Source organism: Alteromonas sp. D210916BOD_24, assembly GCF_047159385.1.
Classification (GTDB): Bacteria; Pseudomonadota; Gammaproteobacteria; order Enterobacterales; family Alteromonadaceae; genus Alteromonas.
Window position 1 is genome coordinate 2,038,737 of the sequence record NZ_AP038333.1, and the last position, 19,448, is coordinate 2,058,184.

The 19,448-nt window shown below is 44.8% G+C and carries 14 protein-coding genes and 3 pseudogenes; 6 read left to right on the plus strand and 11 right to left on the minus strand.

Annotated elements, in window-relative coordinates:
- Positions 1 to 8: 8 nt before the first annotated feature.
- The 4 genes from ACMCM8_RS08845 (at position 9) to ACMCM8_RS08860 (ending at position 6,097) form a co-directional block, all read left to right on the plus strand.
- A complete protein-coding gene (locus ACMCM8_RS08845; RefSeq protein WP_412727498.1) occupies positions 9 to 3,218 on the plus strand; it encodes an efflux RND transporter permease subunit in 3,210 nt (1,069 codons plus the stop codon).
- Positions 3,219 to 3,428: 210 nt separating this feature from the next.
- Positions 3,429 to 4,496 carry a phosphotransferase gene (locus ACMCM8_RS08850; protein ID WP_412727500.1) on the plus strand — a complete coding sequence of 356 codons (1,068 nt, stop codon included), beginning with the start codon at positions 3,429 to 3,431 and terminating at the stop codon, positions 4,494 to 4,496.
- Between the two features lie 104 nt (positions 4,497 to 4,600).
- On the plus strand, positions 4,601 to 5,533 hold the full coding sequence (locus tag ACMCM8_RS08855; protein WP_412727502.1) for a bifunctional helix-turn-helix transcriptional regulator/GNAT family N-acetyltransferase: 933 nt from the start codon (positions 4,601 to 4,603) through the stop codon (positions 5,531 to 5,533).
- A gap of 96 nt (positions 5,534 to 5,629) precedes the next feature.
- The gene (locus ACMCM8_RS08860; RefSeq protein ID WP_412727504.1) at positions 5,630 to 6,097 is read left to right on the plus strand and encodes a nuclear transport factor 2 family protein; all 468 of its coding nucleotides are present in this window, start codon (positions 5,630 to 5,632) and stop codon (positions 6,095 to 6,097) included.
- Between the two features lie 153 nt (positions 6,098 to 6,250).
- On the opposite strand, the gene ACMCM8_RS08865 is transcribed toward ACMCM8_RS08860, so the two are convergent.
- The 3 genes and pseudogenes from ACMCM8_RS08865 to ACMCM8_RS08875 all read right to left on the minus strand — a co-directional run bounded on the left by ACMCM8_RS08865 (position 6,251) and on the right by ACMCM8_RS08875 (position 9,461).
- Positions 6,251 to 7,054, minus strand: a complete 804-nt coding sequence (locus tag ACMCM8_RS08865; RefSeq protein ID WP_412727506.1) for an alpha/beta fold hydrolase — start codon at positions 7,052 to 7,054, stop codon at positions 6,251 to 6,253.
- 255 nt (positions 7,055 to 7,309) lie between these two features.
- Positions 7,310 to 8,763 (minus strand): annotated as a pseudogene (locus ACMCM8_RS08870) (ISNCY family transposase).
- A gap of 356 nt (positions 8,764 to 9,119) precedes the next feature.
- Complete coding sequence (locus ACMCM8_RS08875) at positions 9,120 to 9,461, minus strand: PDZ domain-containing protein (RefSeq protein ID WP_412727508.1); 342 nt, start codon at positions 9,459 to 9,461, stop codon at positions 9,120 to 9,122.
- An 87-nt stretch (positions 9,462 to 9,548) separates the two neighbouring features.
- Between ACMCM8_RS08875 and ACMCM8_RS08880 the strand changes: the two are divergent.
- Positions 9,549 to 9,698: pseudogene (locus ACMCM8_RS08880) on the plus strand (tyrosine-type recombinase/integrase); the annotation flags it as partial.
- 133 nt (positions 9,699 to 9,831) lie between these two features.
- Here the strand turns inward: ACMCM8_RS08880 and ACMCM8_RS08885 are convergent.
- The 8 genes and pseudogenes from ACMCM8_RS08885 to topA all read right to left on the minus strand — a co-directional run bounded on the left by ACMCM8_RS08885 (position 9,832) and on the right by topA (position 17,701).
- Positions 9,832 to 10,251: a GNAT family N-acetyltransferase gene (locus tag ACMCM8_RS08885; protein ID WP_412727510.1), complete on the minus strand. Its 420-nt coding sequence runs from the start codon at positions 10,249 to 10,251 to the stop codon at positions 9,832 to 9,834.
- A gap of 50 nt (positions 10,252 to 10,301) precedes the next feature.
- Complete coding sequence (locus tag ACMCM8_RS08890) at positions 10,302 to 10,724, minus strand: hypothetical protein (protein WP_412727512.1); 423 nt, start codon at positions 10,722 to 10,724, stop codon at positions 10,302 to 10,304.
- 317 nt (positions 10,725 to 11,041) lie between these two features.
- Positions 11,042 to 11,491 (minus strand): GNAT family N-acetyltransferase, encoded by a 450-nt coding sequence (locus ACMCM8_RS08895; protein ID WP_412727514.1) that lies wholly within the window; start codon positions 11,489 to 11,491, stop codon positions 11,042 to 11,044.
- Between the two features lie 254 nt (positions 11,492 to 11,745).
- Positions 11,746 to 12,012, minus strand: a complete 267-nt coding sequence (locus tag ACMCM8_RS08900) for a YfhL family 4Fe-4S dicluster ferredoxin (RefSeq protein ID WP_412727516.1) — start codon at positions 12,010 to 12,012, stop codon at positions 11,746 to 11,748.
- A 147-nt stretch (positions 12,013 to 12,159) separates the two neighbouring features.
- Positions 12,160 to 13,608 (minus strand): annotated as a pseudogene (gene yegQ / locus ACMCM8_RS08905) (tRNA 5-hydroxyuridine modification protein YegQ); the annotation flags it as partial.
- 127 nt (positions 13,609 to 13,735) lie between these two features.
- Positions 13,736 to 14,284, minus strand: coding sequence for a GNAT family N-acetyltransferase (locus ACMCM8_RS08910; RefSeq protein ID WP_412727518.1), 549 nt, complete (start codon positions 14,282 to 14,284; stop codon positions 13,736 to 13,738).
- A 36-nt stretch (positions 14,285 to 14,320) separates the two neighbouring features.
- Positions 14,321 to 14,872 carry a DUF2058 domain-containing protein gene (locus ACMCM8_RS08915; RefSeq protein ID WP_412727520.1) on the minus strand — a complete coding sequence of 184 codons (552 nt, stop codon included), beginning with the start codon at positions 14,870 to 14,872 and terminating at the stop codon, positions 14,321 to 14,323.
- A 174-nt stretch (positions 14,873 to 15,046) separates the two neighbouring features.
- Entirely contained in the window at positions 15,047 to 17,701 is a 2,655-nt protein-coding gene (gene topA, locus ACMCM8_RS08920; protein ID WP_412727522.1) for a type I DNA topoisomerase, read from the minus strand.
- A 351-nt stretch (positions 17,702 to 18,052) separates the two neighbouring features.
- Here topA and astB point away from each other — a divergent pair, with 351 nt between their 5' ends.
- A complete protein-coding gene (astB, locus tag ACMCM8_RS08925; RefSeq protein WP_412727524.1) occupies positions 18,053 to 19,393 on the plus strand; it encodes an N-succinylarginine dihydrolase in 1,341 nt (446 codons plus the stop codon).
- Positions 19,394 to 19,448 lie beyond the last annotated feature (55 nt).

Below are 19,448 nucleotides of genomic sequence, written 5' to 3' on the forward strand. Positions count from 1 at the left end.
AAATCCGTATGTCATCATCATTGGGATTTTCTGGTCGTATAGCAAAAGCCTTCCTGACGTCACAAATTACGCCTCTTCTGGCGCTTGTTGGATTATTACTGGGTATTTTTGCTATTGCAGTAACGCCTCGCGAGGAAGAGCCTCAGATTAACGTTACTTTTGCCAATGTGTTCATTCCATTTCCCGGTGCATCGGCTAAAGAAGTCGAATCGCTGGTCACGACACCCGCTGAACAAGTGGTATCGGAAATAAAAGGGGTGAAACACATCTACTCAACCTCAACACCGGGTATGGCGATCCTCACTGTACGTTTTACCGTAGGTGAACCTCGAACAGATGCAATTGTTCGGTTGTACAACGCTTTCTATTCTAACCAAGATGCTTTGCCCGGTAATCTTGGGGTGTTACAGCCTATTATAAAACCCAAAGGGATTGATGATGTACCCGTGGTAACCGGGACCTTATGGAGTGAAGATCCGCAATTTACCCGAGAGGATCTGTTACGTATTGCACATGTATTGGAAACGGAACTACAACGTGTGCCTGGTACCCGTGACATTGAAACAATTGGTGGTTTGTCACGCATTGTTCGGATTGAAATAGATCCTAACCGACTCGCTTCCTATCAGTTATCGCTGAATGACTTTCGCAACGCACTTGCGTCGGCCAATGCATCGGCTGATGCAGGTTCCCTTGCCACTCAAAATGAGGTTATTCAACTGCAGGTAGGGACCTTCTTAACATCCGTAGATGATGTCAACGCTTTAGTTGTTGGCGTGTATAACAATGCACCTATCTTTGTTCGTGATGTAGCTACCGTAAAACAGAGCACTGTGACACCCGCCAATTATGTTGCTTATGGTGTTGGCACGGCTAATAGCCATAACGCGGCGATGAACTACCCGGCAGTGACAGTGTCAGTAGCGAAAAAACCTGGTGAAAATGCAGTTGATGTTGCCAACGCGGTGACTGAACGGTTTGAACAAATGCGCGGGCTCTATTTTCCTGACGGCGTGGAAGCAACGATTACACGCAACTATGGGGCAACGGCCGAAGAGAAAGCACAGACATTAATTAAAAAGCTTATCTTTGCGACGCTATCTGTAATTGTATTAGTCTTTTTTGCGTTGGGGCTGCGTGAAGCTGTTGTAGTCGGCGTTGCAGTTGTCGTTACCCTTGCTATTACATTATTTGCGTCTTGGGCATGGGGTTTTACGCTCAACCGAGTATCGCTTTTCGCGCTTATCTTTTCTATCGGTATTCTGGTTGATGATGCCATTGTGGTGGTAGAAAATATTCACCGACATATGTCTTTAGGTAACAAGACCCTAAAAGAATCTATACCGATGGCCGTCGAAGAGGTCGGTGGGCCAACAATCCTTGCCACCTTTACCGTTATCGCAGCATTATTGCCCATGGCGTTTGTTACCGGTTTGATGGGGCCTTACATGTTGCCTATCCCTATCAATGCGTCAACCGGTATGTTAATCAGCTTGGCGGTGGCTTTTATTTTAACGCCCTGGTTATTTTTGCGTATGTTTAAACATCATACGCATGACGACGTTACTGACCCGCATGATCAAAAAATCCGGTTTGGTACGTTTTTCACCCGCCTCTTAACACCGTTCCTAAACGCCCGGGCTGGGCGTAATAATCGCGTGTTTTTGCTGATTGGAATTTTTGTGTTAATTACCGTGTCTTTGGCATTGGTAGTCAGCAAAGATGTGATCATGAAAATGCTTCCTTTTGACAATAAAAGTGAGTTTGAGCTGGTTGTTGATATGCCGGAAGGTACAACCGTAGAAGATACTTACGCAACGTTACAGGCACTTGCCAGCGACTTAACTGCCCTTCCTGAACTGGATAATTTCCAATTGTATGCTGGCACAGCTGCACCGATTAATTTTAATGGTCTGGTGAGGCAGTATTATCTGCGTTCACAGCCCAATATGGGGGAAATTCAGGTCAACCTGGTACACAAGGATTTGCGTCACCGCAAGAGTCATGAGATCGCTCTTGAGGCTCGTCGTTTAGTAGCCCCAACCGCGCAGCGCTATAACGCCAGTGTGAAAGTGGTGGAAATGCCGCCCGGCCCACCGGTTCTTTCGCCACTCGTCGCCGAAGTCTATGGGCTGGACTACACACGCCAACAATCGGTTGCACGACAAATCAGAACTATTTTTGAATCAACTGACGAAGTGGTTGATGTTGACGATACGATTGAAGCGCCCCAACAAAAATGGGTGCTGGTAGTCGACCGAGCCAGAGCGGCTAAATTAGGCGTAAGTCAGGCAACGATTGTACAGGACGTCAATGCTGCAATTTATGGCGAAGATGTTTCCTACTTACATGACGAATTTGCAAAAACGCCTTACCCCATACGGCTAACGCTGCCAAGCACTAATAAATACGACTTGTTGGCACTGCAAAACCTACATGTACGATCTCAGTCGGGTGAACTAGTTGCATTATCTGCGGTTACAACCGTTATTGAGACCACTCGTGAACAAAGTATACATCACAAGGACTTATTGCCTGTAGTGTATGTTACCGGTGATGTTGCTGGCGCAACAGATAGCCCGCTTTATGGCCTTTTCACCATTGCAGAGACACTCAATAACACATCGGTGGAAGGTGCCTTTGCTGAACAGTTTTATACCGCTCAACCAGATAATCCATATCAATGGAGTGTTAAGTGGGATGGTGAATGGCAAGTAACTTACGAAACCTTTCGTGACATGGGGATTGCTTACTCCATTGGCCTGATCATGATTTATTTGCTGGTGGTTGCGCAGTTTAGATCTTACTCCGTACCTTTAATCATCATGGCACCGATTCCACTGACTATTATTGGAATCATGCCTGGACATGCGCTACTCGGTCAGCAATTTACTGCCCCCTCGATGATTGGCATGATCGCACTGGCCGGCATCATTGTTCGAAATTCAATTCTTCTGGTGGACTTTATTCAGCAACAGGTTGCTACCGGTAAAGATTTACAAACTGCCACCATTGAAGCTGCAGCAGTTCGCTCAATTCCCATTGCGCTAACTGCTGTCGCAGCCATGATGGGGGGCTTTTTTATCCTCGACGACCCTATTTTCGGAGGACTGGCAGTGTCACTTATTTTTGGTTTACTGGTGTCTACCGTGCTCACTCTGTTGGTTATTCCGGTTGTGTACTATGCCTACAACTATAATGGCACAACGGAAAACTAAAGCTGCCATATTGTTTGCTTTGATTATGCTAGCAGGAACAATGCATGACCAATTAACAGCAAGAGGTGCCAGTGAATAATAGCCACTGTTTTACCTGGTTTTACGTATTACTATTTTTACTTAGGGCTATTTTCGCTTAACATCCTTGCTATTGATGGTCAGTCGCACACCCATTCATGATTTTACAACTACGCCTATCACGGCATACCAATGCCAGCTAACGTCGATAACGCACATTTAGCGTGGCTAAGCCAATTGTGTAACGCTTCAGTCAGTGATGTAAAACTCATCCAATCACTGTGGAGTGGTTACGGCGCGTGTTTTCGTGCGACTCTCACATCCCCCACCCTCGCCTGTGCGCCTAAAGGCGTTCAAGCAAAACACGCTGTCGTCGCGAAATGTGCCACACCTCCTACGGTGTTGAATCACCCTAAAGGCTGGAATGGCGATACCAGTCACCAGCGTAAACTGGCGTCTTTTGCCATAGAAAACAGCTTTTACCAACACCTTCAGCCTTTTACCACTGAAGCATGTAAAGTTCCCCGTTGTATTGCCTCAGACACCCGCGATACAGACAGCTTGTTAGTGATGGAAGATCTCGCCCCCTTAGGCTATACAAAAACACGTGATGCACTTAGCGTCAAACAGGCCGAAGTGGTACTTCAATGGCTTGGCGCATTTCACGGGCAATTTTTAAATGTGACCGACAACATTACTCACCAAGGCATTAACGTGTGGCCAGAAGGTAGCTACTGGCATCTGGCAACCCGACAGGACGAGTTTAATAATATGCCTGAAGGCCCACTTAAAGACGCCGCTGCCTCCATCGCTAATTGCCTTTCATCGGCCACCTACCAAACCCTTATTCACGGTGACGCAAAGGTAGCTAATTTCTGTTTTACACCAGACATGTCATCGTACGCGGCGGTAGATTTTCAATATGTGGGTTTTGGGGTGGGTGTAAAAGACGTAGCTTATTTTTTGGGAAGTGCACTGACCACCCAACAGCGCAGGTTACATGGCGAGGCGTGTTTGGATGTGTATTTTCAGGCGTTAAAGCGGGCACTCATCTATCGACGCCTGTTTTTAATTGACGGCACTACCGAGCATTTCCCCTTATCTGCATCACAGGCTGACGCAGTAGAGGAGCAGTGGCGAAAGCTTTACTGTATGGCCTGCGCCGATTTTCATCGTTTTTTAATCGGCTGGAGCCCCCAGCATTGGAAAATTGACGATGAACTTAACTATCAAACAGAACTCGCACTAGCACACCTGTAACACCAACCAAAAGCGCGGCTGTTTTCGTGTGAAATAAAATTGCTTTGACACTTTATCTATTTTACTTTTACTATATCCGTAATCGGTTACGGATATAGTAAAACATGAAAGCATTTAATCAACTGGGACACATTGCACTAGGCACAGCTCTGCGCCAAATGGCGGCACAAGTGTCGAAAGATGCTGAAAAAACCTATGCCAAATTTGGGTTTAATATTGAACCGAAATGGTTTCCGGTATTTTATTTCTTGGCTTCAAACGGCGCCGAATCAGTGGTCAATATTGCTAAGGAAATCAATCATTCACATGTTTCAGTAAGTAAAATCGTGAAAGAAATGAAAGCCGCCGACTTACTTGATAGTGTTAAATCGAGCGAGGATTCACGGGTCACCTTGGTGGAACTAAATGCACGTGCAAAAGCCATGATACCGGCAATGGAAAAACAATGTGCTGCTATTGACCATGCCATGAACAAACTTAAATCAGAAACAGGCATAGATCTATGGGAAGCACTAACCGTTACCCAGCGGCATTTGCAATTTAGACCCATCAGTACACGGGTATTTGAAGAAGACCGTGATATTAGTGTCGTCGATTACGCGCCTAAATACAAAGCCGCTTTTAAAGCAATGAACGTAGCGTGGATAAGCCAACACTGGCAATTAGAACAACCCGATCACAATGCCTTGGACGACCCCGAAGGCTATATTCTTAACCGCTCAGGCACCATTCTTATAGCATTAGACAAGGGTGAACCCGTGGGTTGTTGCGCCCTGATAAAAATGGATGGCGACACGTATGAGCTGGCTAAAATGGCTGTATCCCCGCACGCTCAGGGCAAAGGGATTGGACTATTATTGGGCACTACTCTTATTGAAAGAGCAAAACTGATGAATGCCAAACGTTTGTATCTGGAAAGCAATAGTGTGTTAACCCCTGCCATCAACCTATACAAAAAACTGGGCTTTGAACATATCAAAGGGGCAACCTCACCCTACGCCCGGTGTGATGTGCAAATGGAATTATTTTTGAAGTAAGTAGGTCCCTTTTGTTTTGGCGAAAATTCTGTCAAAGTGGAACGTTATTGGTAACAGCACTTAGCACAATAAGCGTAGACAACTAAGGATATTTTAGTGAAGCAAATTCTTTTAATTTTATTGGCATACCTAATATCGCTGTCCGCACAAGCCAACAGCCCACTTACTGAAGCAGAATTGATAGCGCTAACGCAGCAATTTATTGAAGCCAAAAATCAGCGACAGCAACCCGATTCAGATGAAAAAGACGTTGAGCATTTTTTATCGTTTTTAGCTGATGAGTTTAAAGATGAACACGTTAAATTTAATGTGACAGTCACAAGCAAAGAAGAGTTAAAAGCTGGAATGATTGCGAAGTTAGACGACAAAATCTACTTCAGTAATATAGACATTCTTGAAATTATGGTGGGCCGAAATGTGACCTTTGTTAAATTTAGCGAACACGCAAAAGGTCAACCAAGCCATATGGATAAACCTATCGAATATACCGCTATCAACATTATGTCACTAGAGTTTAACGATTTAGGTAAAATAACGCATATAAGGCGTCACCATGGTTTGTAATGCTAAATGCCAGTTCCGCTAAACTTTAGTAGTGTGATTACCAAGGAGAACTGACGGTATAAGTACCAAGCGACTTTGTCATAATATCACTTTTTCGTCAGTAAGGTTGCAGTACATACCCTGTGGTACTGAACAGGGTATGTTTTATGTTACTTAGAAGCCGTTTACTAACGTTTGAATTGCTTCAATAACGATTTCGGGCTGTACTTTGTGGATAGAATGCTGGCGCTCTCCCGTAAATATTAATGTGCTATCAGTAGAACGAGAAGCAAGACTTTCTTGCAGACCCGCCCATATATAATGTTTTGTATTTTTATTCTGAATTTCAGAGGACGGTTGATTTCGAGCGATAACCACTAATGGCAAACCACCATAGTTCGGATTTAGTGTGTCTAATTGATTTAGACTCTGAGGGAAATAACTGGCTTCGTCTAAGCTGGTATATTGATGCTTGGTTGTACTTTTTTTGGCTCTCTCTTCTGGAGAAGTGTTGGATAAATATAATCTAGGCAGTCCGAAAGGGGCTGCCAACATGCCAAATTTGAACACGTACTTTTGAAATAAGCCCGTTCTCGGCATTCTATTTATTTGGTCTTCATGGGCAGAGTCTACCAAAACCAATGCCGATATATCTTCGGGGTAAGTAAGGGCATAAAGCTGCATATTTACTCCACCAAACGAATGACCAACTAGAACAATTGGCCCTGTTAAATTCTTTTGCTCTAATATTGAATGAAGTTCCTCTATAATGGCTTTACTGTCTCTTTTTTTCGGACTTTCCTCACTCCAACCTAGGCCAGCCCTGTCGTATGTGATGACTCTCGAAAACTTTGAGACTTTGTTTGCTACCTTGTTCCAAACAGACAAGTCATCGCCCATTCCAGAGTCGAAGATTACGTTTACCTTTCCACTTCCACTATCCTCGACGTAAAGGCTATAGCCTCCAACGTCAAGCATTTCACCAGACTTCTCAAAGGAGGATGAATCGACGTAACTTTTATATGATTGATATACGAACCCAACCAGCAGTAAAAGTATTAGACCGAACGAAAAAAATTTGAAAAAAACTCTCATCTGGAAATTCCTTTTATCTCAATGTTTAAGACGTTCTATTTGTGTTCAGTTTGTTTGATTACTTCTAAAAACTCAAACAATTAATGCACATTGGGATTTCTCAATCCTTAACTGAGTCGTATTAAGTTGATTGCGAAGTCAAATGTTTCGAACACCATTGGCGCTTATATCAATACCGAACTCAGCCTTCATTCTCATTGATACCTTTTGTTGGCCCATATGCGGATTAGATAAAGACACATTGATAACGACTTCCTCAATGGCTCTGTCAGTACGATTTTTGTGATGAAGATCTGGCGCTTCTTGACGTTTTAGCGACTGGATTCCACCTTGTTTAAGCAGTTTTCGGTGGCGATAAATCGTATCGCGAGAGACGCCACTGAGTCGGGATGCTTCTGCTACATTTCCAAGCCTGTCAGCCAACGCTAATACCTCAAGCTTCTTCTGGATCTCATTGTCTTCCGAGGACAGTTTTTCAGGCTCAGTGACTTCTGTTACCTGTAGCTTTCGTCCGGCGAAGCAAGCTTCGAATTGCTTGTTTTTAGCTGTACGAATTTCAATTTTCTGGTTTGCGATTGAATGCTTAAGCGGAGAATCGATAAAGTAGAGTTTTCCGCCGTAGCTAAACGTATGGTCGTTGCGTATTTTTCTGTAGACCTTGGTAATGCAGATATCATCAAGATTGGTGTAGAGTGGTAAAGGTGTATATTCGGTTCCCGATGTTCTTGATTTTACAATCAGTCTCTTACGCCAAAACTGAGGGATGAAGACGTGTTGGAGGTAACTATTCGCACCCGTCATATCACTAATATTATTAAGTCGTAACTCCGGTATCAACCTGTCTTGCAAGGTATCGAAGGCACGTTCAATTCTGCCTTTACCTTGAGGAGAACTGGCGAAGATAATTTCAATGCCCAACTCCTTACAGGCCCTTTGCATCTGGGAGAAGTTGCAGCGTTTAGGGCCACCGAATATTCCGGCACGATCAACGTATAGGGTTTTAAATACACCGTATTTCTCAACGACTGAGCGCATGACTTTCATACAGCCTTCAGTCGTTTCTGAAGGAAAGAACTCAGCATGAATATCGCTATTGGCATCATCAATCATGGCGATTAAACACGACTTCTTATCGCCGAACCAACGATGTGTGCTGCCGTCCATTTGTAGCATTAATCCGGGCGCATCCATTCGTTCTCTGCGTTTGTGAACGCGGCTACGCCTGCGCTTAGCCCGTTTTACATGATGGATATCATGTGCCCATTTACGCAGTGTCTCGCGCTTAACAACAATGTGTTCGTGAGTCTCAAGCATCTCGGCGAGGTGCAACAAGTTCAGGTCATAATATTTCTCGCGGATTAGCGACAGAACTTGCTGCTTAAGGCTATCAGGCGTTTTATTAACTGGCTCGCTGCCTGTGTTTCCGTGAACGATAAACTGTAACCCTTGGCTTCGGTAACCTGTAAATAACGTTCAACAGTACGTCTGGATTTATTGAGGAGCTTAGTGGCATTGGCTATCGTAATTTTATGTTCAGCCACTTTTGCAATGACATCAACTGTCAATTGAGCTTTGGAATTCAACACAATCATCCTTAGCGTTCCTCAAATGCACAAACAAAACATTTAAAGAACACGGTAAAAGATAACCGTCAATTTCCCTTGGTAATTAGCGACTACGACAGAATCGCGTGGTAATTAAAGTACGACAAAATCGCTTGGTGTTCACACAGCTAATTTTAAGAGAGCAGTAAAGAAGTTACATCAGCATCAGAAAAAAGACTTGGATTGATAGCACTTGGCTCTTATGAAAACTTTTACCGCGATGTTAAAAAGTTATTATGACCAATTGCGTATAGCACCCCGCTTAGTGGCGGAAACACATGGGCTACAATGCGAAGCCGTTCATGTGTTTGTGTCCCAGTCCGACTTTAAAACCTTGTTAGGTTTTATTCTACGAGTAAACTTACAGAATATTCTGAACCATCTGCACGCTGTAATGTTAAAGGTAATAACTGACCTCTAAGCTTACTTATTAGTTTTTTACCTTCTTTGGCTGGGCAACCTGGAATTTTACAGCCATCAATTGCGATTAACTTATCACCAACTTTTATGCCGGATTTTTCAGCTGGTGAATTAGCATCAATTTTTTTAACATCTGCACTCACAAGCTCGGGACTAAAGAAACCACTAACGCCTACATCTAAAGTAAAGCCCGTATATCCTTTATCTTCGGCAATAGCTGAAGTAGAAAGTAAAACCAATAATCCAAGAGTTGAAAGTAATCTCATATGCTTTATATCCTTTTAAAACCTAACTTTTAAATGAAGTGGCCCCTAAGAACCGCTTATTAATTTTTATCATACTGGTTAATATCTCGCCATTCCTTTGCGACTGAGCTTTTACGCGCTGGCTACGATATCCGAACTATACAGAAGTTACTGGGGCATACATCTGTGCAAACAACGCAAATATACACGCATGTTGTTAAACAGGGGCCTCATGAAGTGAGAAGCTCACTGGAATAAAAATGCTGCGGGTGACAAATTTATTGTTACCCAACTTCTGCTTTACGTACTCAAGAGACTGTCAGGTCTGGTTCCGCTCTATCACTGCAAGTGTCAGGTTAACTTGTGACCAATCCAGCTAAACGCCCCACGTTTAAATAAACTTGCACATGCCCAAGCCTAAGTCCTGCCCATTGCGCAGTTCAAAACCATGCTTTAGATAGAACGCTTCTTTCCCTTTCGCAGCAAATAGCCCTACGGTTGAGCCCGAAGGACAGTTCGCGGCAATGTACTGATTGATAGACTCCATTATTTTAGAGGCTAACCCCATGTGCTGATAATTTGGGTGAACAATGACATCTTGTACATAAAAATACATTGCCCCGTCACCAATCACGCGCCCACAACCAATTAGTTTGTCTTGCACATACACAGAAACCCAAAACAATGATGAACTTATGCTATCTTGAATTATTGGCAGGGCAGGATTAGTCCACCCGACTAACGCCCTAAGTGACGCAAAATCGGAAGCACTTGGCGCGCGATGAGTAAAAGAAATATGGGATTCCGGCATACCGTTATCCTAATTTCCGTTTGAGCATGCAGTATCGTGAATGCTACTTTTCATTTCAGCCTACTTTTTGAACCATTTTGGGAGGTAATCAGTACTACGGCGTCGCTGACCCGTTTATTTTCATATTTTTTTGTGTTTTCAACTGCCGGACCAATCATTTCAAAATATTGGTTTAGCATTGTGGTCAGGGCTTCACTGTGCATTTTCAATTTCTCGTTATCAGAGATATCGATGTTAAGCAGTCCCTGTTTATGCAGCGCCAGAAGAAAGTCAGACGACGTCGCCCGTTTATTTTGAAAAGATGCTTGTTGCCATTCTAACGCTGTCGAAAAATGTAGCTTACCGTCTTTGCGCCATGACGCTTCACTGTCGTTGGTTGCTCTGAATTGCTGATTTGCCAAAGACGCAAGTTCATCCGACACTGGTGAACATGCTGTAAGAAAAAGCAGAAATATAAAAAATAGTGATCGCATTGTTCATTCCTTGAATATGTGGGTAACTATCCTCTGTCGGTAGTTAGGCGTTTTAAAAAAGCCCCACTTTACACATCAGACTTTGAGTTAATCACTGCACTAGCTTACCCACTTTTGCACGAAATCCTTTATTGATCAATATCATCCTGCCTGCACAGCGTTTTAAATGTTTCATATAGCACACGCGTTTCCCCTTTCTGGCTGCATTTAAGGATGCAGCGTATTATTTTTAAAAAAGGGCTCAATCGGTACGCGAATGCCAGTTAAGTGAAAAGAAGGATGAACTTAACTACAAGTAAAAGCGCACTGCAGAGTTACTAAGCGCGTTTCATATCGATATGGGGAATATCATCTTCAAGGTACATACTTGAAGTGGCACTAAAGCCAAAGCCTTCATAGAAAGTTTGAAGGTATTGTTGTGCGCCAATTTCTATACTTTGATTTGGCCATAAGACTTGGCACTGTTCAATAGCCTTGCTCATTAGCTGCTTACCCGCGCCCTTCCCTCTGAACGACTGTGCTGTTGCTACGCGCCCTATACTTACTGACGGGTAACTCAAGCCAGCGGGTAGTAATCGCGCGCAGGCCACAAGTTCACCATCTTCAAACCCCATAAGGTGATGGGTTTCGGGGTGGCGGTCTTTTTCATCTAACTCGGGATAAGGGCAGTTCTGCTCGACTACAAACACATTTACACGCAACTTCAGTAAATCAAACAATTGGTGGTTCGTCAGTGCGTCAAATGTCAGTGTTTTCCAGGTAACCATGAAACCTCATTAATGCATGTTACTCGTTATTATTGTCAGTGGTGTATTTTTAATGTTGCGTTACGCTTTATATTCATTCCAACGTTTTAACGCGAAATGCTCAGCACGTAACATTGGCATTCATTGGCGTAATAAGTGCGCCTGTCATGATACTGCCTTAGCCTGCTGGAAGTACAATAAAATGTAACTATTAGCAAACACTTACACGCATCTATTTGCGCCCTTTGCTGCGATTGACTCCCCCTATCAGGCTGTTACTTGTCATTGGCATCGCTAAGCGTGGTCAACTGAATAAATTTTTCTGCTAACGCGTCGAGTGACTCACGATAAAGCGGATCCGGCTTGACCACATCAATGGGGCACACGGCAACACAGGTAGGCGCGTCGTAGTGCCCCACGCATTCTGTGCAGCGCGTTGGATCAATTTCAAACACGTGTTCACCCAAACTAATCGCTTGGTTGGGGCATTCGGGTTCACACATATCGCAATTAATGCAGCTACTGAGTATTTTAAGTGCCATAACTTACCCGTTAACAGGATTGCTATTAAGCACTTGGTGGTGTGCAGCAGTAGTGTTAGCAACTTGCTTTGTCTGACTAACGGCATCATCGCTAACGACGTTATTGCCAGAGGTTTTATGGTTGCACGGATCCACAACAATCGGGTCTTGTTTGAAAGGATGGCGAGTATCTGCGCCTTCATCTAGGTGTCTCAGTAATAACGCATAATCCAATGACATATTATCAGGTACAGGAATTCGAACCTGGTGACCTGACCCCTTGGCATCATCAATATTAGCGCCATTTATATCTAACATGTCTTTAAGCACAAAACTGACGTTGCCCTTTGGGGTCATTAATTCCAAAGCGTGCCCCACACAAAACTTGTTTTTAACGTCAATAATGGCATAGCCTGTTTTTTCACAGCGGCCTAAAACTTCGCCAACAAATTGCTGTTTATCGCTTACCGAATGCCCATACTCATAATTTTGATAGGCGTGATGAGCATGGCGACGTAAGAAACCTTCTGTATAACCACGGTGTGCCAATGTCTCTAAACTGCCCATAAGGCTTGGGTCAAAAGGCTTACCCGTCAGCGCGTCGTCAATGGCTTTGCGATACACTTGTGCAGTACGCGCACAGTAATAGTGAGATTTAGTGCGTCCTTCTATTTTCAGGCTATGTATACCCATCTTGGTTAGCCTTTCCACGTGCTGTACTGCGCGCAAATCTTTTGAGTTCATAATGTAGGTGCCGTGCTCGTCTTCAAACGCCGGCATGAACTCTGTCGGGTTTTCTTTTTCAGAGAGTAAAAAAACCTGATTTGAAGGCGCGCCTTCTCCCAATGTGGGCTGCACTACACGGGGTTGGCTTGCATCTTCACACTTGCCATGCGGCTTGTCGGATATGGTTGGTTGTGTCGCAGGGACAATATCGCCTGACTCGTTTTCCGCTGCGTCGGCCATATTATAAGACCAGCGGCACGCATTGGTGCAGGTGCCCTGATTGGGGTCGCGTTTATTCATATAGCCCGACAGCAAACACCGGCCAGAGTAAGCCATGCACAATGCGCCGTGCACAAACACTTCCAGCTCCATGTCGGGCACTTCCTGACGAATGACGTCGATTTCTTCTAACGACAACTCTCTGGATAAAATAACCCGCTCAATGCCCTGCTTTTGCCAAAATTTTACCGTGGCATAATTCACGGCATTTGCCTGCACACTGAGGTGAATAGGCATATGCGGGTATGCCTCGCGCACCAGCATAATTAACCCCGGATCTGACATAATAAGGGCATCTGGCTTCATGGCGATGACAGGCGCAATATCTTTAAGGTAGGTGTTTATTTTGCTGTTATGTGGCGCAATATTGCTTACCACATAAAACTTCTTGCCTTTCGCATGGGCCTCTTCAATGCCTATCGCTAGATTTTCCAAACTAAATTCATTGTTTCTCACGCGCAGTGAATAACGGGGCTGGCCTGCGTAAACCGCGTCAGCGCCGTAGGCAAAAGCGTATCGCATATTACGTAAGCTACCCGCAGGTGCCAATAGCTCAGGCGCATTAACGTTAGATACAGAAGAGGTAAAAGCGTTTGTGTCAGATAAAGCCATGTGAATAGACCACTAAGTAGAACAATAATACAAAGCGGCGGATTCTAGGGTGCCCCCTACTGCCTCGCAAGGCATAGTTTGCAAGGGTTTGATAGAGATCAATGAATTCGTTTTACAGCGGTATTTTTTAGATTTCGATAATAAAGCGACACACGTTCACGTCGCCTAATGAAACAGTCGAATCTAAATAGCCCCCCACTGAGATGATCATATTTTGAGAAGCCACATTGTGCTCATAACAATGCACAAATAACTGCCCTTTTTCGCCAATTCGTCTTTCAGCTGCAACTTCGCATACCCATTTTAGCAACAGCGTGCTTAACCCTTTCCCTCTGGCAGAAGGACGAATACTTAATCCAATATGACCGCCCACATGAGCGATAGCGGTATTTAATCGTTGCCTTAAATTAGCTACGCCAACCAGTTCATCATCTTCAATTAACCAGAAAGTGGCACTGTCTACGTACCCTTCAGGTAAGTTTATGCCCAACCTAAAACATTCAAGTTCAGCCAAATAATCTTGAAAATTTGTCGCATCTAAATCCAGAACAAAGGGGTAGCGTTCTTCATTGCCGAGCTCATTAATATAGGCTCTGAAACTGGACTCAAAATGTGCAGAAGGCGTGATCAATTGGTAATTCACGCCTTCCTTTTGTACTGATTTTACTATCTTCATAGTTGCTACTATGCAAATAAGCTGAAAATAGATGACCTACCAAGTGAGATCATCTGGAATTTCGTAATCTGCGTACCAATCATCTTCATTTTCATCGACACCGTCGTTGCCGCTTTTATCCAGATCGGCACGGTAAATAACCGACGCGGCATCCCGCTGGGCAATTTTGTCAGCCACAGGAGTCGGTACAAGTTCATAAGCATCATCAAGTAACACCACGGCTAATCGCCCTTTTGTGACTTGTTTGTGCATTTCGTCACTGACATACAATCGCTTTACTACATTGTCGTGAGTGAAGTTTAATACGGTGTCACCCTTGCGCGCCTGTTTATTCACGGTGATCAATTGACGTACCTGTGCAACCACCGAGCGCTTTTCACGTTCTTGTTGCTGAAGCTGGTTTAACTCGCGAGAGCGCGCTTTTTTCTCTTCTGCTGCTTGTTGTGCGGCCAATGTTGCTTCATCAACAACAGGCTGATTTTGCTTGTTTTTCTGTTTCTGTTTTTTGCGCTTGTCTACGCGCGCTTGCTTAGCTGACGCTTTATTTGCCAAGCCAGCTTTCAATAATTGGTCCTGTAATGAGGCCATGTGCTGTACTAACCCTTTAGTGATCATGTGCGCGTCGCTATGACGCAAGCAATGCGAATTACACGGGTGACAAGCCCCGATACGCCATATTTAAAAGACAGTCTGAAGTGTAATATGGCAAAAAGCCCGAGTCTACCCGGGCTTTTTGTTAACTTGGGCTAAAAACCAAAGTAGTTATTTTTTCTTGGCTTTAGCGGGGGCTTTTTTGGCCGCTTGTTCCTGCCATTTACCGTCGTCATACCACGCTGACCAGCCCGTTGCTTTGCCGCTTTCATTTTCCGACATCACGTATTGCTGTTTGGTCTTTCTGCTGTAGCGGACAATGGCCGGATTGCCGTCTGGATCTTGCTGTGGCGCATCGGCAAGATAATAGAATTTCGGCGAAATTCTATCTCTAAAGCGCGCAAGTTCTTCGACTTTCGGCGCACGGGTCTCCCGAGACTTAGGAAAGTTATGAGCGGCTAAGAAGATACCCGATGCGCCATCACGCAACATAAAGTGCGCATCTGACTTTTCACAGGGTAATTCAGGCAAATCAACCGGATCTTCCTTCGGTGGCGCGGCTTCACCGTTTCTTAGCAGTTTACGTGTGTTTTTACATTCGTCGTTAGTGCAACCGAAATATTTTCCGAAACGGCCATTTTTAAGCTCCATATCACTGCCACACTTATCGCACTCGATAATGGGGCCGTCATACCCTTTAATTTTAAAGGTTCCGGTTTCAACCAAGGTGCCATCACAAGTAGGCGTATTACCACACACATGTAATTTGCGGGTTTCGTCCACTAAATAGCTGTCCATGGCGGTACCGCATTTAGGGCAGCGCTTTTTCGAACGCAATGCTTCGGTTTCTAATTCTTCCTCGTCATCTACTTTTACCACTTCATCACCAGGGGTTAAATTCATGGTATTGGTGCAACGTTCTTTAGGCGGCAGGTTATAACCCGAGCAGCCCAAAAACACACCGGTAGACGCGGTGCGCACATTCATCTCTCGACCGCACTTATCGCAATTTATTCCCGCTGGTACTGCCTGATTCAGACGCATACCGCCTTCTTCAGGATCTTTCTCAGCGTTTAACAGTTTGCCGTAAAAGCCACTGTAAAATTCGTTGAGCACGTCTTTCCAGTCTTTGTTGCCTTCGGCAATGTCATCCAGCCGTTGTTCCATGTTGGCTGTAAAGTCGTAACTCATTAAATCGTCAAAGTTTTCCATCAAGCGATCGTTAACGATTTCACCCATTTTTTCAGCGTAAAAACGCTTATTTTCCAGCCTGACGTAACCGCGATCCTGGATGGTTGAAATAATGCTGGCGTAAGTGGAAGGACGTCCAATGCCACGCTTTTCCAGTTCTTTAACCAAAGACGCTTCATTAAAACGGGCAACCGGCTTAGTAAAGTGCTGTTTAGGATCGAGTCCCTTAAGGTCAAGCACATCGCCTTGCTGCACATCGGGTAACATCAGTTCTTCTTCGCCTTTCTTGCGAAGCTGTGGCTGAACCCGTGTCCACCCGTCAAATTTTAACACCCGACCTTTGGCGGTTAATTCGTAATCGCCCGCCGCGACTTTAATGGTAGTGGCATCATACTTGGCAGGTGTCATCTGACACGCCACAAACTGGCGCCAAATGAGTTCGTATAAGCGCTGCGCATCTCTTTCCATATCGCCAAGGCTAGCTGCGCTGATATTCACGTTAGAAGGACGAATTGCTTCGTGCGCTTCTTGTGCCCCATCTTTGCTACCGTAGCGAATAGGCGACTCCGGCAGATACTTTTTACCAAAGTTATCAGAGATATAGTCACGGGCACTGTCTAGGGCTTCCTGACTCAAATTGGTCGAGTCTGTACGCATATAGGTGATATAGCCAGCTTCGTATAAACGCTGAGCCATCATCATGGTCTTCTTCACACCAAAGCCCAATCGCGTGCTGGCTGCTTGTTGTAGTGTAGAGGTGATAAAGGGTGCTGACGGTCGACTTTGCGTAGGCTTAGACTCACGGCTTTCAACCGTGTAGTTGGCCCCTTCAAGCGCGGCAAGTGCCTGATCAGTTTCGGCTTTGTTTTTTGGCTTAAACGCATTGCCCTGATATTTGGCCACCAACATGCGAAGCGCATCTTTTGCTCGGCTGGTGAGGTCAGCGTGAACATCCCAAAACTCTTCAGGCACAAAGGCTTTGATTTCCCGTTCGCGCTCAACAACAAGTCGCACCGCGACTGACTGCACACGCCCAGCCGATAAACCACGGGCTATCTTTTTCCACAGCAGTGGCGATACCATAAAGCCCACAACGCGATCTAAGAAGCGACGCGCTTGCTGTGCATTAACCCGAGATATATTCAGCTCACCGGGATGGGAAAATGCATCTTGAATGGCATTTTTAGTAATTTCGTTAAATACGACCCGTTGGTAAGTCTTATCTTTTTTGCCCAGCAACTCCTGTAGGTGCCACGCAATGGCCTCACCCTCTCTATCCAAATCGGTTGCGAGATAGATAGTGTCGGCATCTTTGGCAAGCTTTTTAAGCTCGTTGACTACTTTTTCTTTACCTTGTAGCACCTGATAGTGCGCTTTCCAGTCTTGTTCTGGATCGACACCCATGCGATCTACTAGTTTTAAATATTCGTGTCGGCGAAGGTACTCTTGTCTTTCCTCTTCGCTTAAAGTTTTGAGTTCTTTTGCCGGTTTTTTAGGCTCAACTTTGCCTAACGCCTTCGTTGGAAGATCCCGTACGTGGCCAACCGAACTTTTTACGATAAAATTTTTACCGAGATATTTATTTATCGTTTTCGCTTTGGCTGGTGACTCGACTATGACCAGTGATTTTGCCATATGATTGAACTAAACCTATTGATTTTTAATGACTTATTTCGTCAAATACTGAAAATTGGAGCAACCTCGTACGCACTATCAGGTACTCTCTCTTTTTTAACATATATCTACAAAGTGAATGGAAAACAAGATCTTCTTCATACTTATTCTTTTCATTGCTTTAAACGCACACAAAAACTGTACACTTTATAACCACCCTGATTGGCATTGCCCTTAAAAGACGTATAATGCGAGCCATTCGAAGTAAGCCTGCTTGCAAAATCACAGGCAGAAAAAGTGCAGCGTTTGTTGTCGAGACCGACTAGCCAGTCATAGCGAGCAAACGTAAAAACACCAAGAATGAGGGAAACTATGAAGCAGTTTGAAGTTAATTTTGACGGTCTGGTTGGGCCTACTCATAACTATGCCGGTTTGTCTTTCGGCAATGTTGCTTCACTGAATAATGCCAACGCCAAAAGCAGTCCCAAACAAGCAGCCAAACAAGGGCTAGCCAAAGCCAAAGCGTTAGCGGATATGGGCATGAAACAAGGTGTTCTAGCGCCGCAAGAACGCCCAGATATTGCTGCGCTTCGTCGCTTAGGTTTTACTGGCTCAGATGCCAGAGTGCTAGAAAGCGCTGCAAAGCAATCTCGCGAGATTTTTCTCGCTTGTTGCTCTGCCAGTAGTATGTGGACGGCTAATGCCGCCACGGTGTCTCCCAGCGCCGATACGGCAGACGGACGGGTGCATTTTACCCCTGCTAATCTGACCAATAAGTTTCACCGCTCGCTTGAGCCCCGTGTCACGGGCAATATTTTGCGTGGTACGTTTGCTAACGAAAAGCACTTTGCTCACCACGAACACCTGCCCGACAACGAGCATTTCGGAGACGAAGGTGCAGCGAATCACACCCGTTTGTGCAGTGATTATGGACAAGCTGGCGTTGAACTTTTTGTGTATGGCCGTTATGCGTTTGATACCAGCAAGCCAGCGCCTAAAAAGTACCCTGCGCGTCAAACGTTAGAAGCCTGTCAGGCGGTAGCCCGTTTACACGGCCTCGATGACGACGGTGTGGTGTACATGCAGCAAAACCCTGATGTCATCGATCAAGGGGTATTCCACAACGACGTTATTGCAGTGGGTAATCAAAATGTATTGTTCTTCCACGAACAAGCGTTTTATCAAAAAGACGCGGGCTTTGCAGAATTACAACGCAAGTTTGGTGAGCAACCGCTTCATTTTATCGAAGTCCCCACTAACGAAGTGTCAGTGCTTGATGCCGTAAAGACCTACTTGTTCAACACGCAGATCATCACCTTACCAAGCGGTGAAATGACCATTATTGCGCCCACTGAGTGTCAGGAAAACGCCTCAGTAAAACGCTATTTAGACAAGTTGGTTACCTTAGGTACACCAATAAAATCGGTAAATTACTTTGATGTAAAACAAAGTATGCGCAACGGTGGTGGTCCGGCGTGCCTGCGATTACGCGTAGCCATGAACGATCAGGAATTAGCCGCCGTTAACCAAAACACACTAATCGACGATACGCAATTTGCACGATTAAACGCGTGGGTAGATAAACACTACCGCGATGAACTTTGTGAAGACGATTTACGCGACCCACAACTACTGATTGAATCGCGTACCGCGTTAGACGAACTAACCCAGTTACTTAAACTTGGCTCGGTTTATCCGTTCCAGCAGGGTTAGCTAAAAAGCACTGTCAAACAGTATTAAAATAGCCGGCTGATGAAGCCGGCTTTTT

Excerpts from the sequence above, each read along its gene's own strand:
- ACMCM8_RS08845 (WP_412727498.1), top strand. The coding sequence starts at position 9 with ATGTCATCATCATTGGGATTTTCTGGTCGTATAGCAAAAGCCTTCCTG.
- ACMCM8_RS08850 (WP_412727500.1), top strand. The coding sequence starts at position 3,429 with ATGCCAGCTAACGTCGATAACGCACATTTAGCGTGGCTAAGCCAATTG.
- ACMCM8_RS08855 (WP_412727502.1), top strand. The coding sequence starts at position 4,601 with ATGAAAGCATTTAATCAACTGGGACACATTGCACTAGGCACAGCTCTG.
- ACMCM8_RS08865 (WP_412727506.1), bottom strand. The coding sequence starts at position 7,054 with ATGCTTGACGTTGGAGGCTATAGCCTTTACGTCGAGGATAGTGGAAGT.
- ACMCM8_RS08875 (WP_412727508.1), bottom strand. The coding sequence starts at position 9,461 with ATGAGATTACTTTCAACTCTTGGATTATTGGTTTTACTTTCTACTTCA.
- ACMCM8_RS08885 (WP_412727510.1), bottom strand. The coding sequence starts at position 10,251 with ATGCCGGAATCCCATATTTCTTTTACTCATCGCGCGCCAAGTGCTTCC.
- ACMCM8_RS08890 (WP_412727512.1), bottom strand. The coding sequence starts at position 10,724 with ATGCGATCACTATTTTTTATATTTCTGCTTTTTCTTACAGCATGTTCA.
- ACMCM8_RS08895 (WP_412727514.1), bottom strand. The coding sequence starts at position 11,491 with ATGGTTACCTGGAAAACACTGACATTTGACGCACTGACGAACCACCAA.
- ACMCM8_RS08900 (WP_412727516.1), bottom strand. The coding sequence starts at position 12,012 with ATGGCACTTAAAATACTCAGTAGCTGCATTAATTGCGATATGTGTGAA.
- ACMCM8_RS08910 (WP_412727518.1), bottom strand. The coding sequence starts at position 14,284 with ATGAAGATAGTAAAATCAGTACAAAAGGAAGGCGTGAATTACCAATTG.
- ACMCM8_RS08915 (WP_412727520.1), bottom strand. The coding sequence starts at position 14,872 with ATGGCCTCATTACAGGACCAATTATTGAAAGCTGGCTTGGCAAATAAA.
- topA (WP_412727522.1), bottom strand. The coding sequence starts at position 17,701 with ATGGCAAAATCACTGGTCATAGTCGAGTCACCAGCCAAAGCGAAAACG.
- astB (WP_412727524.1), top strand. The coding sequence starts at position 18,053 with ATGAAGCAGTTTGAAGTTAATTTTGACGGTCTGGTTGGGCCTACTCAT.